At 60.5% G+C, this 15,783-nt stretch carries 13 protein-coding genes; 10 read left to right on the forward strand and 3 right to left on the reverse strand.

Translation table 11 applies throughout. The annotated features are described in order from the left end of the window. The first annotated feature begins 286 nt into the window (after positions 1–286). Complete coding sequence (gene infB, locus ACYU7Q_RS20550; protein ID WP_460611334.1) at positions 287–3,358, forward strand: translation initiation factor IF-2; 3,072 nt, start codon at positions 287–289, stop codon at positions 3,356–3,358. Between the two features lie 224 nt (positions 3,359–3,582). Here the strand turns inward: infB and ACYU7Q_RS20555 are convergent, their stop codons facing one another. Together ACYU7Q_RS20555 and mscL are read right to left on the reverse strand one after the other, a co-directional pair. Continuing rightward, positions 3,583–4,032 (reverse strand): hypothetical protein, encoded by a 450-nt coding sequence (locus ACYU7Q_RS20555; protein WP_460611335.1) that lies wholly within the window; start codon positions 4,030–4,032, stop codon positions 3,583–3,585. Between the two features lie 239 nt (positions 4,033–4,271). Next, complete coding sequence (gene mscL, locus ACYU7Q_RS20560; protein ID WP_460611336.1) at positions 4,272–4,700, reverse strand: MscL family protein; 429 nt, start codon at positions 4,698–4,700, stop codon at positions 4,272–4,274. A 241-nt stretch (positions 4,701–4,941) separates the two neighbouring features. On the opposite strand from mscL, the gene ACYU7Q_RS20565 reads away from it, so the two are divergent. From ACYU7Q_RS20565 to ACYU7Q_RS20595, 7 genes are all read left to right on the forward strand, one after another. Then, positions 4,942–5,733, forward strand: a complete 792-nt coding sequence (locus ACYU7Q_RS20565) for an enoyl-CoA hydratase/isomerase family protein (protein WP_460611337.1) — start codon at positions 4,942–4,944, stop codon at positions 5,731–5,733. A gap of 102 nt (positions 5,734–5,835) precedes the next feature. Further along, positions 5,836–7,347 (forward strand): lipopolysaccharide biosynthesis protein, encoded by a 1,512-nt coding sequence (locus ACYU7Q_RS20570; protein ID WP_460611338.1) that lies wholly within the window; start codon positions 5,836–5,838, stop codon positions 7,345–7,347. A gap of 57 nt (positions 7,348–7,404) precedes the next feature. After that, positions 7,405–7,842, forward strand: coding sequence for a dUTP diphosphatase (gene dut / locus ACYU7Q_RS20575; RefSeq protein WP_460611417.1), 438 nt, complete (start codon positions 7,405–7,407; stop codon positions 7,840–7,842). Between the two features lie 60 nt (positions 7,843–7,902). Beyond that, positions 7,903–8,913 carry a sugar nucleotidyltransferase gene (locus tag ACYU7Q_RS20580; protein ID WP_460611339.1) on the forward strand — a complete coding sequence of 337 codons (1,011 nt, stop codon included), beginning with the start codon at positions 7,903–7,905 and terminating at the stop codon, positions 8,911–8,913. A gap of 113 nt (positions 8,914–9,026) precedes the next feature. Further along, the gene (locus tag ACYU7Q_RS20585) at positions 9,027–10,847 is read left to right on the forward strand and encodes a tetratricopeptide repeat protein (protein ID WP_460611340.1); all 1,821 of its coding nucleotides are present in this window, start codon (positions 9,027–9,029) and stop codon (positions 10,845–10,847) included. After that, complete coding sequence (locus tag ACYU7Q_RS20590; RefSeq protein ID WP_460611341.1) at positions 10,840–11,628, forward strand: DUF4292 domain-containing protein; 789 nt, start codon at positions 10,840–10,842, stop codon at positions 11,626–11,628. Before ACYU7Q_RS20585 ends, ACYU7Q_RS20590 begins: the two co-directional genes overlap by 8 nt. Positions 11,629–11,797: 169 nt before the next feature. Next, positions 11,798–13,339, forward strand: coding sequence for a murein hydrolase activator EnvC family protein (locus tag ACYU7Q_RS20595; RefSeq protein WP_460611342.1), 1,542 nt, complete (start codon positions 11,798–11,800; stop codon positions 13,337–13,339). 282 nt (positions 13,340–13,621) lie between these two features. On the opposite strand, the gene ACYU7Q_RS20600 is transcribed toward ACYU7Q_RS20595, so the two are convergent. Then, positions 13,622–14,566: a GAF domain-containing DNA-binding protein gene (locus ACYU7Q_RS20600; protein ID WP_460611343.1), complete on the reverse strand. Its 945-nt coding sequence runs from the start codon at positions 14,564–14,566 to the stop codon at positions 13,622–13,624. 270 nt (positions 14,567–14,836) lie between these two features. Here ACYU7Q_RS20600 and ACYU7Q_RS20605 point away from each other — a divergent pair, with 270 nt between their 5' ends. Together ACYU7Q_RS20605 and tatA are read left to right on the forward strand one after the other, a co-directional pair. Further along, positions 14,837–15,256, forward strand: a complete 420-nt coding sequence (locus ACYU7Q_RS20605; protein WP_460611344.1) for a Sec-independent protein translocase subunit TatA/TatB — start codon at positions 14,837–14,839, stop codon at positions 15,254–15,256. Between the two features lie 49 nt (positions 15,257–15,305). Next, a complete protein-coding gene (gene tatA, locus ACYU7Q_RS20610) occupies positions 15,306–15,782 on the forward strand; it encodes a twin-arginine translocase TatA/TatE family subunit (RefSeq protein ID WP_460611345.1) in 477 nt (158 codons plus the stop codon). Position 15,783: the final 1 nt, after the last annotated feature.

Raw genomic sequence — 15,783 nt, forward strand, 5'->3', positions numbered from 1 at the left:
GGCAAAACAGCTGATGCTACTGGTGAAGAAGCTGCCGTAACGCACGCTTCAGCTACCGATACTACTCCTGAGCACACCCCTCTGGTGAATGAAATGACCAACGAAAACCAACCAACGACTGAGGAAGCGGGCGCCAGCTCTCCCGCCGAGCCAGCCCAATGACGGCCGCGCGGCCGGTACGGCAAGGGTAATAAATCGGGCCAGTAGGCGCGGTTTGCACCCTGCTGGCAAGATTTAATGTAATACCTTTGCACTTAGAAGCGTATCGTTACGCGAGAAAAGATAAATGGCGGAAGCAACCCCGAAACGGCTACAACAGGCGGCCAAAGACCTGAATATTGGAATGGACAGGGTGGTAGAAGCCTTGGCCAAAAAAGGTATACAAGTAGAGAACAAGCCGACCACGAAGCTCACCGGTGAGCAAGTGGCCTCGCTGGAGAAGGAATTCGCCGCCTCTGCCCACGACCGTCAAGAAGCCCAGAAAGTCATTCAGGCCAAGCGCCAGAGTGACCTCGACGCGGCTCCGAAACCTGCTGCCCCAGCCCCGCGTCCCGCGCCGGTTGCAACGCCCGCTCCGGCTCCCAAGCCGGCCGCGCCGGTTGCGCCCGTTGCTGCTGCACCCGCGGCAGCTGCTCCGGCTCCGGCAGCACCAGTTGCCGCTGCTCCGGCTCCCACTCCTGCTCCCGAAGCACCCAGCGTGCCGGGTCTGAAAGTGTTGGGTAAAATTGAGCTCGATAGCAAAGGCCGCGTGGTTCCGCCCCGTCCAGCTACTCCGGCCCCGGCCCCGGTGGCTGCCGCTCCGGCCCCCACGCCCGCTCCGGCTCCTGCAGCGCCGAAAGTGGAAGCCCCGGCTGCACCCGCTCCTAAAGTGGAAGCTCCGGTTGCTCCGGCACCGGTTGCTGCTCCGGCCCCTGTAGCCCAGCCCGTGGCAAAAGCAGAAACGGTGGCTCCGGCTCCTGTGGCAGCCGCTCCGGCCACGCCCGCTGCGCCGGCAAATCCTCCGGCCGCTGCCGCTGCTGCTCCGGTCGCTGCAGCTGAGCCAACGGCTGCCCCCGAAGATACCAGCACCATCGTCGCCAAGTCGGACACACTGAAAGGCTTGACCGTGCTTGGTAAGATTGATTTGTCATCCATCAATAACGACCGGCGTGGGCCGGGTGGCCGTGGCCCCCGCCCCATTGCTTCGTCGGATGTGAGCAAGCGTGGCCTGCCCGCTGGCCCCGGCCAGAAGAAGCGCACGCGCCTGCCCGGCCCTCCCGGCAGCACCACGTCGCCCCCCAGCCCCGGTTACCAAGGCAACCGCCCGGCGGGTGCTCCCGGCCAGGGTGGTGGTTACCAGGGCAACCGCCCCGGTGGCCCCGGACAGGGCAACCGCCCCGGTCAGGGTGGCAACCAGCGCACCGGTCAGCCCGGTCCGAAACCGAACGCACCGGCACTTACGCCTGAACAGGCTGAAAAGCAGATTCAGGAGCAGATTAAGGCCACGCTGGCCAAGCTCGGCGGCAACAAAGGTGGCAACAACCAGAACCGCGCCAAGTACCGCCGCGACAAGCGCAGCATGCTGGCGGAGGACCGCGAGGCCCTGCGCGCACAAAACGAGCTCGACGCCAAGACCCTCAAACTCACCGAATTCATCTCGGCCAATGACTTGGCCTCGCTGATGGACGTGAACGTGAACGAGGTAATCAAGGTGTGCCTGGGCATGGGCATGTTCGTGTCCATCAACCAGCGCCTCGACGCCGAAGCCATTACCGTGATTGCCGATGAATTCGGCTTTGACGTGGAATTCCTGTCGGCTGAAGAAGAGGAGATTGATGTGGACGCCGGCGATGCTGAGGAAGACCTCAAGCCCCGCGCCCCCATCGTCACCATCATGGGCCACGTCGACCACGGCAAAACGTCGCTGCTTGACTACATCCGCGATGCGAGTGTGGCCAAAGGCGAAGCCGGTGGCATCACGCAGCACATCGGTGCCTACGAGGTGCGCACCAAGTCGGGCCAGCCCATTACCTTCCTTGATACGCCTGGTCACGAAGCATTTACGGCCATGCGTGCTCGTGGTGCCAAGGTGACGGACATTGCCATCATCGTGGTAGCCGCCGACGACTCGGTGATGCCGCAGACCAAGGAAGCCATCAACCACGCGCAGGCCGCTGGGGTGCCGATTATCATCGCCCTTAACAAGATTGACAAGCCGGCCGCCAACCCCGAGAAAATCCGCGAGGAGCTTTCCCAGATTAACATCCTGGTGGAAGAATGGGGTGGCAAATACCAGAGCCAGGAGGTTTCGGCCAAATCGGGCATTGGTGTTGAGGACCTGCTGGAAAAGGTGCTGCTGGAGGCCGAATTGCTCGACCTGAAAGCCAACCCCGACCGTGGTGCCATTGGTACTGTAATTGAAGCTTCGCTGGATAAAGGCCGTGGCTACGTAACCACCGTATTGGTGCAAACCGGCACGCTGAACGTGGGCGATGTGATTCTGGCCGGCCCGCACTTTGGCCGCGTGAAGGCCATGACGGACCACCGTGGCAAGAAAATGAAATCGGCTCCGCCCGCAACGCCAGTGCAGGTACTCGGCCTCACCGGTGCCCCGCAGGCCGGCGACCGCATCCAAGTAATGGAAACGGAGCGCGAAGCCCGCGAAATTGCCACCCAGCGCTTGCAGCTGGCCCGCGAGCAAACCATCCGGACCAAGAAGCACATCACGCTGGACGAAATTGGTCGCCGTCTGGCTATCGGTTCGTTCAAAGAACTCAACATCCTGGTGAAAGGCGACGTGGACGGCTCGGTGGAAGCACTCTCCGACTCGCTGCTGAAACTGAGCACGCCGGAAGTGAAGGTGAACATCCTCTCGAAAGGGGTGGGAGCCATTTCCGAAAGCGACGTGCTGCTGGCTTCGGCTTCCGACGCCATCATCATCGGCTTCCAGGTGCGGCCCTCGCAGAGTGCCCGCAAGCTGGCTGAAAATGAGCAGATTGATATCCGCCTGTACAGCATCATTTACAACGCCATCAACGAGGTGAAGGATGCCATGGAAGGCATGCTGGCCCCGACGGTGCAGGAAGTGGTGGTGGCCAACGCCGAAGTTCGTCAGGTGTTCAACATCACCAAAGTGGGCACCATTGCCGGCTGTATGATGACGGAAGGCACCATGACCCGCAAAACCAAGGTGCGCGTGGTGCGCGACGGCATCGTGCTGCACACCGGCGACATTCAGGACCTCAAGCGCTTCAAAGACGACGTGAGCGAGGTGCGCCAGGGCTACGAATGTGGTATCTCCATCAAGGGCTTCAATGAGCTTCAGGAAGGCGATAACATCGAAGGCTTCGAAGAAAAGGAAATCAAGCGCACGCTGTAGACCACGGATTCGCTCGGATTTTTCGGATTCCACGAATTTTGTGGACGAGTATTGAAAAACAGAAAGGCTTGCTATCCGGCAAGCCTTTCTGTTTTTATGTCATTGAGTCTCACTTTGAAAACAAACAAAAAAGCTGCCCGATGAGGCAGCCTTTTTTGTTTGTCTGACAACTAAAATCGACTACAAAATCCGTGGAATCCGAAAAATCCGAGCGAATCCGTGGTCTAGAAAAACAGGAACTTGTGCTTTGTCTTATGCTTGTGCACCAGTGGCTTACCGGCGGGATTGGAGCTGCCAGGGGTGTGGCCCGTGCCGCGCTTGCTCACGTAGCCGGGCTTGCCGGGCGAGGCCTTGAACTTGCGGACCATAAAGCCGTTGCCGCTGCGGTTGGAATCGAACTGACGCTCGGGGCCGCGGGCACCGAAGCTGGTGTTGCCGGTGCGGGCTTCGAGTAGCTCGAGCTGCTGGTCGCGCTTCACTTCGTCGGGCGTCATGGCGGCGCGGCGCTGGTTGCGGGCCAGCTCCTGGGCGTTGGTGGCCGAGGTGACGCGGGCACCTTCCTCGCTGCTGGCTTTGCCGGGCATGGGGAAGGCGGGCCCGGTCTGGGCGTGGGCCGCCAAGGCAGCTCCGAAACTCAGGCCGCCAAGAAGTGCGGCAACAAACAATACTTTCATAGGGCGCAATGGGGGTGAGGGGAGCAGGATAGCGGCCTAACGATTGAGAGAAATGGGTGGTTCAATGCAGGCATTCAAAAGGAAGGCCTGCGGCGTTAGGATGCCCCTAAGTTCGCAACTTATTTTGAATCGACCAATTAACCTGTCTGAATAAAACGACTGGTTGAAGCAAAAAAGAAAAAACCGTGGCCTGCCACTCGGCAAACCACGGTTTTTTCTGGTTGAATGGAATGGATGGCCTAAGCGCGGCCAGCGCGCAACGAGTCGCGGATTTCGGCCAACAGGAGTTGGTCTTTGGTGGGGGCGGGCTCGGCGGCTACCAACACGGCGGTGGGCCGCTTGAAACGATTGGCGAGCTTCACCACCCAGAAAATGACAAAGGCAATGATGAGGAAGTAGATGACGGCGTTGATGAAGTTGCCGTAGGCAATGGTGGCGGCTTTGGCATCCTGGGCGGCTTTTAGGGTGTCGTAATGCTTGCCATCGAGGGTGAAGAACTTCTCGTTGAAGTTGATGCCGCTGGTGAACACGCTAAGTATGGGCATGATGATGTCGTCGGTGAGCGAGGACACGATTTTGCCGAACGCGCCGCCGATGATGACGCCGACCGCCAGGTCGAGGACGTTGCCTTTGGAAATAAACTCCTTGAATTCGGAAACAAAGCCCATTACAGTGAGAGGTTAGGGGTGAAAAAAGCGTAGGGTATGGCGCTAAAGCTATGTATTTTAATTTAAATAGCTATACCTGATTGCCGGTGCAAAGCTGACCTGTTGGGGCTTAGGCCGGCGGATAGTTTCGTCCGGGCAGGATGCTGGGGCGACGAACCAGGGAATTAACCCGACCGGCAAGGCCCGGCGCGTGTCCTATCTTTGGCGCTGCCAACCGCATTTCGGGGCTTCTTCTCTGCTTATGTCCGCTTCTTTCGAAAACCTGCTCTACGACCTTGATGCCGCCAGCGGCATTCTCACCATCACCATCAACCGGCCCACCAAGCTCAATGCGCTGAATGCGGCCACGATAGCAGACATCGACGAGGCTGTGCAGCAGGCGCTGGCCGAGCCGCAGGTGCGCGGCATTATCCTGACGGGCAGCGGCGAGAAGGCTTTTGTAGCCGGCGCGGACATTGCGGAGTTGGCGGCACTCACGCCCGAGCGGGCCGGCCGGGCCTCGGTGGCGGGGCAGGAAGCGTTTGCCCGCATCGAGGCCAGCCCCAAACCGGTGGTGGCGGCCGTGAACGGCTTTGCGCTGGGCGGCGGCTGCGAGCTGGCCATGGCTTGCCACATGCGCGTGGCGTCAGACAATGCCCGTTTTGGGCAGCCAGAGGTGAACCTGGGCCTGCCCCCCGGCTACGGCGGCACCCAGCGCCTGCCGCAGCTTATCGGCAAGGGCAAGGCCATTGAGCTGCTGCTGACGGCCGATATGGTGAAGGCCGACGAAGCCCTGCGCCTGGGCTTGGTGAACCACGTGGTGCCCCAGGCCGAGCTGCTGCCCTTCTGCAACCAACTGCTGACGAAGATTCTGGGCAAGGCCCCGCTGGCCGTGGGCCTGGTGCTGGACTGCGTGAACGCGCACTACGCCAAAGGTGCCGACGGCTACGAAACCGAAGCGCAGGCTTTCGAACAGGCTTTCAATACCGAAGATTTTAAGGAAGGCACCACAGCTTTTGTGGAAAAGCGACCGGCGGTGTTCACGGGGAAATAAGCCCCTCTATTAATGAAGAATGAGGAATGAAGAATGGAGGATTACCCGAGTGGTGGTTCAGCATTCTTCATTCCTCATTCTTTGTTCTTTATTAGCTAAAGAATGAGTGTAGCCAAAAGATTAGCCTCGCAGACGGCTGTGTATGGCGTGAGCAGTATTGTGGGCCGGGTGCTCACGTATCTGCTGGTGCCGATATATACGGGGGCGTTTGCGGCCGCCGAGTATGGGGTGGTGACGGGGCTGTACGCCTACGTGTCGTTTCTGAACGTGGTGTTTACCTACGGCATGGAAACCACATTTTTCCGCTTCGCCAACCGGGCGGGAGCTGACCGGAAAGAGCTGTACGACCGGGTGCTAAGCCTGCTCTTCGTGAGCACGGCCGGTCTCACGGTACTGCTGATGCTGCTGGCGCGCCCGCTGCTGAGCTTGCTGGAAATTCCGCCCGGGCACGAGCAGTACGCCGTGTGGGTGGCCCTGATTCTGGGGCTGGATGCGCTGACGGCCATCCCGTTTGCCCGGCTGCGGCTGGAGAACAAGGCCCGCAAGTTTGCCGGCATCAAGCTGGCCGGCATCATCGCCAACGTGGCGCTGAACCTGTTTTTTATTGTGCTCTGCCCGGCCGTGATGAGCGGCAAGTGGCTGGCATTTTTGCAGCCGCTGGTGGCGCGGGTGTACGACCCCACGGTGGGCGTGGGCTACGTTTTTCTGTCCAACCTCTTTGCCAGCGCCCTCACGCTGCTGCTACTGTGGCGCGAGCTGCTGGACTTCCGCTTCCGCCTGAGTCTGTCGTTTTTGCAGCCGCTACTAGGCTATGCTTTCCCGCTGATGCTGATGGGACTGGCCGGCATGGTGAACGAGACGCTTGACCGAATTCTATTGCCTAAATGGCTACCGGATAACTTCTACCCCGGCCAGAGCAGCCTCACGGCGGTCGGCATTTACGGGGCGTGCTACAAGCTCAGCATTTTCATGTCGCTGGTGATTCAGGCGTTCCGATACGCGGCCGAGCCGTTCTTCTTCGCCCAAAGCACGGAGAAGAACTCGCCGACCACGTTTGCCATGATATTGAAGTGGTTTACGCTGTGCTGCGCGGTGATTTTCGTGGGCATCAGCCTGAATGTGGAGGATTTCGGGCGGCTGTTTCTGCGGCGGCCGGAGTATTTGCAGGGGCTGGTGGTGGTTCCCATTCTGCTACTGGCCAATCTGTTCCTGGGGGTGTACTACAACCTATCGGTGTGGTTCAAACTCACCGATAAGACGTACTATGGTACCTACATCGGGGCGGGCGGCGCGGTGCTCACCATTGCCCTCAACTTTGTGCTGATTCCTTTGCTGGGCTACCTGGGCTCGGCTGTTGCTACGCTGGCCTGCTATTTCATGATGGCGGTGTTGTGCTGGCGGCTGGGCGAGCGGCACTTCCCGGTGCCGTATCCGGCGCTGCGGTTGGGCGTGTGGCTGGTGTTTGCCTCGGGGCTGGTGGCGTTGGGCTGGTGGGTGCAGCCGGCGGGCTGGTGGCTGCGCCACGCCTGGCACGCAGGCCTCACGGTGGCCTTCCTGCTGGCGCTGTACGCGGTGGAGCGGCCTCGTCCGGCACTGATTGTGGCCAAGGCGTGATGCGGTTGGGATAGTATAGGCCCGGCTCTATCTTTGCCCGTTCCCTTACTGCTGCCCATGCACATTCCCGTCATCAATCACTCGGGCCACCCCCTGCCCGAATACCAAACGCCCCACGCCGCCGGCCTCGACCTGCGCGCTCATTTAGCCGATGGGCCCGTCACGCTCAGGCCGCTGGAGCGCCAGCTTATTCCCACCGGGCTGAGTGTGGAAATTCCGGTGGGCTACGAGGCCCAGGTGCGCCCCCGTAGCGGCCTGGCCGTGAAGCACGGCATCGGCATCGTGAACAGCCCGGGCACGATTGATGCCGACTACCGGGGTGAAATCCGGGTGCTACTCGTGAATCTGTCGAACGAATCCTTCGTGGTGAACGACGGCGAACGCATTGCCCAGCTGGTAGTTGCCAAACACGAAACCGTAACCTGGCAGCCCGTTGAGGCTTTAAGCGCAACCCAACGCGGCGCGGGCGGGTATGGAAGCACAGGAATTGGCTAAGTCCTGAAACGCACCTATATTTCTTCAAAAAAGTAATTCTCACCTTCTAATATTTCCACTGTGAAAATCATCGTTCCGATGGCCGGCATGGGCAAACGCATGCGTCCCCACACCCTCACCGTCCCCAAGCCGCTCATTCCCATCGCGGGCAAGCCCATTGTGCAGCGCCTCGTGGAGGACATTGCCAAGGTCTGCGGCGAGCCGGTGGACGAGGTGGCCTTCATCATTGGCCGCTTCGGGGCTGAGGTGGAAAAAAACCTGGTGAAAATTGCCGAATCGGTGGGTGCCAAGGGTACCATCGTGTATCAGGATGAGCCGCTGGGCACGGCCCACGCCATTTTGTGCGCCAAAGAATCGTTGACCGGTCCAGTGGTAGTGGCTTTTGCCGATACCTTGTTTAAGGCCGATTTTACGCTGGATTCCAGCGTGCCCGGTACCATCTGGGTGCAGAAGGTGGACGACCCCAAGCCCTTTGGCGTGGTGAAGCTGAACGAGCAAGGCCAGATTACGGAGTTTGTGGAGAAGCCGCAGGAGTTCGTGTCGGACCTGGCCATCATCGGCATCTACTACTTCCAGGACGGTGAGTACCTGCGCCGTGAGCTGCAATACCTGCTTGACAACGACATCAAGGACAAAGGCGAGTATCAGCTCACCAACGCCCTCGAAAACATGAAGAACAAGGGCACTGTCTTCGTGCCCGGCCGCGTGACCGAGTGGCTCGACTGCGGCAACAAGGACGCTACGGTCTTCACCAACCAGCGCTATTTGGAGTATTTGAAAGAGCGCGGCGAGTCGCTGGTGCACGAGTCGGCCAAAATCACCAACTCTGTCATCATTGAGCCGGTGTACATCGCCGAGGGTGCTATTGTGACCGATTCGGTGGTGGGGCCGCACGTGTCGCTGGGCGCGCAGTCCAACGTGCGCGACTCGCGCCTGTCGAATTCCATTGTGCAGCAGTCGGCCTCGGTGCTGAATGCGGTTATCGCCAATTCGATGATTGGCAACTTCGCCACCGTGGCCGGCACGCCCGAGGACCTGAGCCTCGGCGATTATAACCAGCTGCGGGTGTGACATTTTAAGTCCGAAATGCGTTACCACGACGCGGCCTTCTTGCGGGGGCCGCGTCGTTGGCTTTTATTCCCCGTAATTTCGTGGGCCGGGCCTCAGGCCCGGTTTTCTTGTATATGCGTCAAGTTGTTCTAAGTCTGCTAGTTTGGGTGGGGCTGACGGCCCCGGGGTACGCACAGGCCCCGGCAGGGACTCCTGAGCCGCCCGCCAAGCTGAGCCGCAAGGAGCAGCGCGCGCTGGAAAAAGAGCAGCGTGAGCTGGAGAAGCGCGTGGCCGAGCTACGGGCGAAACGCGCCGCCGCGCCTGCGCTGTCGGAGCGGGAGAAGGAGCAGAGCGAGGCGCTGTTTGTGGAAGGTGTGAAGTACGTGATGCTGGAGGATTACCCCAAAGGCCTCGAAAGCCTGCTGAAAGCCCACGCGCTGAGCCCGGACAACGCGGCTGTCAACTACAAAATTGCCGAAGCCAGCTTGCTGAGCGGCAACCTGCGCGATGCCACCAACTACGCCGAAGCCGCCACCCGCCTCGACCCGAAGAATGCCTACTACTACCTGCTGCTGGCCCAGGTGCAGGCCAGCCAGAAACAATACGAGGCGGCTACCAAAACCTACGCCACGCTCATCAAGCAGGTGCCCAACTCAGGCAGCTACCTCTTCAACCTGGCCGACCTGTATCTGGCCCAAAACCACCTGCCCGAAGCCCTGACCACCCTGGACCAGGCCGAAAAGGAGTTTGGTCAGGTCGATGAGATTTCCTTCAAGAAGCAGCAGATTTACCTCAAACAAAACAAGCTGGACCTGGCCCTGGCCGAGGGTGAAAAGCTCATCAAGGCCAACCCGACCGAGCCGCGCTACGTGCTGGCCCAGGCCGAGATGTACGCCAGCAACAACCGCCTGCCCGACGCCGTGCGCGTGACCCAGCAGGCCCTGCGCCTCGACCCCGACAACCCGCAAGCGCACCTGATACTATCGGAAGTGTACCGCCAGCAGAAGCAGGAGGACGAGGCCGACCAGCAGCTCCGCCAGGCGTTTGCCAGCCCCGCGCTGGACATTGACGCCCGGGTTCGCATTCTGGTGGGCTACATCAAGCAGTTGCCCAGCCCCAAGGAACCCACCAACCAGCTGGTGCGCGATTTGGCGGCAGCCACTGTTAAGGCCTACCCCAAGGATGCCAAGGCTTACGCCATATCAGGCGATGTGCAGACCCTGACCGACCGCAAGAAAGACGCCCGCAATACCTACTTGCAAGCCCTGCGCTACGACAATTCCAAGTTCCAGGTGTGGCAGCAGGTGGTGCTGATTGATGCCGAACTGAACCAGACCGATTCGCTGCTCGTGCATTCGGGCCGGGCGCTGGAGCTGTTCCCGAACCAGTCGTCGCTGTGGTTTTACAACGGCGTGGCTTACCTGCTGAAAAAGCAGCCCCAGAAAGGCGTGAAGGCCCTGGAGCACGGCCGCAAGCTGGTGGTGAACAACGCGCCGCTGCTGGGCCAGTTCGATGCCCAACTGGGTGATGCCTACCACGAATTGCACGACTACGAAAAGTCGGATGCGGCTTATGAGTCAGCGTTGGTGAGCGACCCGGACAATGTGCAGGTGCTGAACAATTACAGCTACTTCCTGTCGTTGCGGGGCGAGAAGCTGGACAAGGCCAAGCAGATGTCGGGCAAAGTCGTGAAGCAATTCCCTGACAACGACACCTATCTGGATACGTATGCCTGGGTGCTCTACAAGCAAAAAGACTACGCCGGAGCAAAAACTGCCCTGGAAAAAGCGCTGCAAACCAGCAAAGACGGCTCCATCATCGAGCATTACGGCGACGTATTGTTTCAGCTCGGGGAGAAAGACAAAGCCGTGGTGGAATGGCAGCGGGCTCACAAAATCGGAGGAACATCCGACCTGCTGGAGCGAAAATTGAAAGACCATAAACTGTATGAATAAAGTCACTCTGCTGCTGGCCCTGGGGCTGCTGGGCAGCTGCGCCCGCAAGGCCGTACCCACTACCACTTCGGCAGCCGGGCCGGGCACTTCCACCGCCGTGATGGAGCCTGCCCTGCCTTCGGTGAAGGCTACTAATACCACTTTCATGTTCCTCAATGCCAAGGGGAAAGCCCAGATTAACATGAAAGGCAACAAGCAAAGTGCCAACCTGTCGCTGCGCATGCGCCGCGACAGCATCATCTGGGTGTCGGCGGGTTTGGCGGGCATTGAGGGCGTGCGCGCCGTGCTCACCCACGACTCGGTGCGGGTGATGAACCGGCTGGACAAAACCTACTTCTCGGGCGGCTATGACTACCTGAGCAAGCTGCTGAACGTGCCCGTGAGCTTCGCCCAGATGCAGGCCCTGCTGCTCGGCGACTACCTGCCTGCCCCCACCGGCACCACGCCCAAAGTGGCCACCGAGGAGGCCGGTCGCCAACGCGTGAGCTACCCGCTGGCCGATGTGCTGGTGGAGCGCCTGCTGCAAGCCGGTACCGGCCGTGTGCAGCAGCTCAAAATGAGCGACGAAGCCGCCAAGCGCAATCTTACCGTCGACTATACCGATTTCCAGCCCTTGGAAGACCCGGCGGGGCTGCCTTTCGCGCACGCCACCTTCATTCAGGCGCAGCAGCCGGCGGAGGGCGTGGTCACGGCCGCCATCAACTACAACAAGGTGAATACCGGCCGCGAGCGGCTGACGTTTCCGTTTGCCGTGCCCAAAGGCTTCCGGCGCATCAAGTAGCCGGCCCGCAAGCGCGGCAGCGCAAAACTGATTCGAGTCAACAATTAACAACCACTCACCCGATTACCTTTGCCCCGCCATAGCAGTGGCGGGTTTTGAATGGCGCACGTTGAATAAGCAGGTAGTACAGGCTGAGAAAGCACTTGTTTCGAAAATAAAAGCTGGCGCGATGGCCTTTCGTGGCCGGTGGTGGCTGTTCGCGCTGCTGGGTCTGCTGCTGGCGGGGCCGGTAGGCGCTCAGCACCGCAAACCCAGGCAGCCTGCTAAACCAGTGCGGCAGCCGGCCAAATCGGCACGTAGCACCAAACAGTCTTCCCATACCCGCACACAGGCCGCCACCGGCGTCCGGCCGGCTCGCGCTAAGAGCAAGGAGCAGCTGGAGCGCGAGCGCCAGGCCAACCTCCGCCAGATTCAGCAAACCAGCCAGGCCCTGAACCAAACCCAGGAAAAGAAAAAGGTGAGTTTGGGCCAGCTGCACGTCATCACCGAAAAGCTGACCGAGAAAAAGCAGGTTATCCAGGGGATTTCAACGCAGCTGCACGGCATCGAAACCAACGTGCACCAAACGGCCAAGCAGGTTATCCAGACCCAGCAGACCCTGGCCCAGCTCAAGGCGGAATACGCTAGGCTGCTTTATACGGCCTCAAAAACGTCCAATGCCTTCAATCGGCTGATGTTTCTGTTTGCTTCGGAGTCATTTAATCAGTTTGCGTTGCGGCTGCGCTACATCCGGCAGTACACCGAGGAGCGGCAGCGGCAGGCGGCCCGCATCATGGGCACGCAGTACCGCCTGCACGAGCAGCTGTCGGGCCTCACCAAGCAGCAGCAGCGCAAAAGCAGCCTGCTCAATAGCCAGCTGACTGAAAACAAGAACCTGCTTACCCTCAAATCGAAAGAAGACGAGATGGTGCAGCAGCTCAGCCAGCAGGAGCAGGGCCTGCGCCAAGAACTGGAAGAGCGCCGCCAGGCCGTCAACCGCCTCGATAACCTGATTGCCGAGCGGGTGCGCGAAGAAATAGCCCGGGCGGCCCGGGCGGCCCGCCTGGCCGCTCGCCGCGAAGCCGCCCTGGCCGCCGCCCGCGATGCCCGCCGCGCCGCCGCTGCCCGCAACAACGCCAGCGGCACGGCTGGCCCGGCCCGCACCCGCCGCAACGAAGAAACGGCTAGCTCCGAAACCAATTCCGACGCCAACAACGACACGGCCAACCCGGAAATGGATGCCCCCGAAACGGCGGCCGAAGCCGCCGCCGACCGTCGCGCCGTCCGCATTGCTCTCACGCCCGAAACGGCGCAGCTTTCGTCGTCTTTCTCGGGCAACCGGGGCCGGCTGCCCTGGCCCGTGAGCCGCGGCTTCATCAGCCAGCACTTTGGCCGGCACCCCCACCCGGTGCTGAAAAACGTGACCGTGGAAAACCGGGGCGTGGATATCCAGACTGCGGCCGGTGAGGCCGTGCGCGCCTGCTTCGATGGCAAGGTGCAAACCGTGACCAACATCGCGGGCATGAATACCATCGTCATGATTCAGCACGGCGACTTCTTCACGGTGTATGCCAAGCTGCGCTCCGTGAACGTGAGCGTGGGCCAGCGCGTGAGTGCCCGCGACGTTATCGGGACAGTGGCAACGGATGCCGAGGGCACGTCCGAAGTGCAGTTCCAGGTGTGGCACAACTCGTCCAACCTCAACCCGGAGTCTTGGCTGGGCCACCGCTAGCAGGCAGAACCGGCTCGGACCTGCACGGCCGGACATAAAGGTCTTCCCAACCCAAATTGGTCTAAAATAAAAAAACACCGCGCAAAGCACGGTGTCTTTCTGAGCTATGAAAACAAACTTAGCTGCCGGCCGCAGCGGCTACTAGCCTGCTGCAACCGATAACCGTATCAAAGATGCGGGGCGGGGCAGCCGATTAGCCGAGCAATTCGGTGAAGGGAAGCATTGGCACGACGAACGCTGGCTTTGCCGGGTTCTGAGGCCAGCAATGCTTCTTTATAAACCCTAAACCAAGGTGAGCCGATTGAGCAGCCCGGCCTTGTAGGAGCTGCCAATGGGCACGCGCATGGGCGTGCGGCCCGGGCCGTTGGTCGAGCTGCCGTCGAGCAAGGCTGCGTCGGCCTCAATGGCCACGATGCGGTCGAGCCGCACGATGTATTTGCGGTGAATGCGGGCGAAATCGCGGCCGGGCAGCTTGGCTTCAAAGTCCTTCATGGTGCCGTACACCGTGAGGCGCTCGCGGGTGGTGTGCAGGTTCACGTAGTCGCCGAGGGCCTCCACGTACTGCAAATCGGCGGTGGCTACGCGCACCAGGCGCTGGTCCTGCTTCACGAAGATTTCGGCGCGGCCGTTGGTGAATAGCGAGTCGCCGGTGCTGTTGGCCATGCGCAGCACGCCTTCCAGTTTCTGGCGCTCGTCCTCGAGCTGGGTGCGCACGCGGCGTAATTCCAGGTGGGCCATCACTTGGCGGGCCAGCACGCGCAGGGCCTCGCGCTGGTCGGAGGTGAGCTGCCGGGGCACGGTGTCGAGGGCACAGAGCGTACCCAGGGGCTGGCCATCGGGCGAGAGCAGGGGCGCGCCGGCGTAGAATCGAATATTGGGACTGCCCGTTACCAGCGGGTTATCGGCAAACCGGGGGTCGGTGGTCGCGTCGGTTATCTCGTATACATCCGGCGCCCGCATGGCGTACTGGCAAAAGGCGTGTTCGCGGGGCGTTTGCCGGGCTTCGAGGCCCACGCGGGCTTTAAACCATTGGCGCTCACCATCAATCAACGAAACCAGCGACATGGGCGTGCCGCAGATAAAAGCCGACAGTTGCGCCAAATCATTAAACACCTGCTCCGGGTCGGTGTCGAGAATGTTATAGCTGTGCAGCGTTTCCAGCCGTTCGGGCTCGTTTACCTGCCGCAAGGGCAGGGAGGCGGAATTCGTGGTCTTGGATGCTTTCAAAATGGGTTAAGTTAAGAAACGGAGGCCGTAACTCATTCGGAATGAGAAAGACTTGGTAAAGGAATAACAAAGCTAATTGGTTGGAACAAGTAAGCCAGCGCAATGGCGTTCAATCAGGATACCTGCCGGTCGAACCCCGGCAAATTGTCCTTCAACGGCGCGCTTCATCATCTAAACAGCTGTATCGGGTATCTTTGATACTCCAAAAGGCGCTCGGCTGCGTATATTCTGTTTTCTCACCCCTTATTGGGCCCAAGTGCCCCCCTCTCCATGCTTCATTCCCTTTTTCTGATTGGTAGTTTCGGGACAACCGAAATGCTGCTTATTCTATTCGTGGTTATTTTGTTATTTGGGGCCAAGCGTATTCCGGAGTTGTTCCGGGGCATGGGCCAGGGCGTGCGCGAGTTCAAAGACGCCAGCACCAAGCCCGAAGACCAGCAGCCGCAGTACCGCGACCAGCCCGCCCCGCCTTACCAGCAGCAGTACCCGCAGCAAGGTTATCCACAGCAGCAGTATCCGCAGCAAGGCGGCTACCCCCAGCAGGCTCCTCCCGCCCAGGGCTATCCGCAGCAAGGCGGCTACCCGCCGCAGCCGCAGCACAACACCTATGCGCAGCCGGGCCAGCCGGGCTACCAGCAGCCCGCTCCGCCGGCTTACAATCCGAACGACCCCAACCAGCAACTCGGCTAAGCCACCAGCCGGTTCTTTATTTATCCAGTTTTAACGTTAGTTAGAAATCATGCAAACCCCATTCATCCTCTTTTTGGGCGATATCGGCGGCTCGGAGCTGATGCTGATAATGGTTGTTATCCTCATTTTCTTTGGGGCTAATAAAATTCCTGAGCTGGCCCGGGGCCTGGGCAAAGGCATCCGCGAGTTCAAGGATGCCAGCACCGAAATCCGGCGCGAGTTTGAGCAGGCCGGTCAGCCCGGGCAGCCCAACTACAACCAGCAGCCCAACCCCAATTACGCTCCTCAGAACCAGTACCCCACGCCCCAGCCCTATGCTCCGGCCCCGGCTCCGGTGACGGAACCCGGCTCTGGCTTCGACCCCTGGGCGACGCCCGCCGTGGCGGCCGTAACCACCGCTCACCCCGAGCACCCCAACTACCCCACGGCCGATGCGCCCTACGTGGCCCCCGCGCTGCCGCCCAACCTGGCCCCCGAAGGCACCCAGCCCCGGCAGCCCTATATTCCCGCCAATCCCGACGCTTAAT

The organism is Hymenobacter terrigena, assembly GCF_054776515.1.

Bases quoted from the DNA above. Each gene is read 5' to 3' on its own strand.
- infB (WP_460611334.1), top strand. From the start codon at position 287: ATGGCGGAAGCAACCCCGAAACGGCTACAACAGGCGGCCAAAGACCTG.
- ACYU7Q_RS20555 (WP_460611335.1), bottom strand. From the start codon at position 4,032: ATGAAAGTATTGTTTGTTGCCGCACTTCTTGGCGGCCTGAGTTTCGGA.
- mscL (WP_460611336.1), bottom strand. From the start codon at position 4,700: ATGGGCTTTGTTTCCGAATTCAAGGAGTTTATTTCCAAAGGCAACGTC.
- ACYU7Q_RS20565 (WP_460611337.1), top strand. From the start codon at position 4,942: ATGTCCGCTTCTTTCGAAAACCTGCTCTACGACCTTGATGCCGCCAGC.
- ACYU7Q_RS20570 (WP_460611338.1), top strand. From the start codon at position 5,836: ATGAGTGTAGCCAAAAGATTAGCCTCGCAGACGGCTGTGTATGGCGTG.
- dut (WP_460611417.1), top strand. From the start codon at position 7,405: ATGCACATTCCCGTCATCAATCACTCGGGCCACCCCCTGCCCGAATAC.
- ACYU7Q_RS20585 (WP_460611340.1), top strand. From the start codon at position 9,027: ATGCGTCAAGTTGTTCTAAGTCTGCTAGTTTGGGTGGGGCTGACGGCC.
- ACYU7Q_RS20590 (WP_460611341.1), top strand. From the start codon at position 10,840: ATGAATAAAGTCACTCTGCTGCTGGCCCTGGGGCTGCTGGGCAGCTGC.
- ACYU7Q_RS20595 (WP_460611342.1), top strand. From the start codon at position 11,798: ATGGCCTTTCGTGGCCGGTGGTGGCTGTTCGCGCTGCTGGGTCTGCTG.
- ACYU7Q_RS20605 (WP_460611344.1), top strand. From the start codon at position 14,837: ATGCTTCATTCCCTTTTTCTGATTGGTAGTTTCGGGACAACCGAAATG.
- tatA (WP_460611345.1), top strand. From the start codon at position 15,306: ATGCAAACCCCATTCATCCTCTTTTTGGGCGATATCGGCGGCTCGGAG.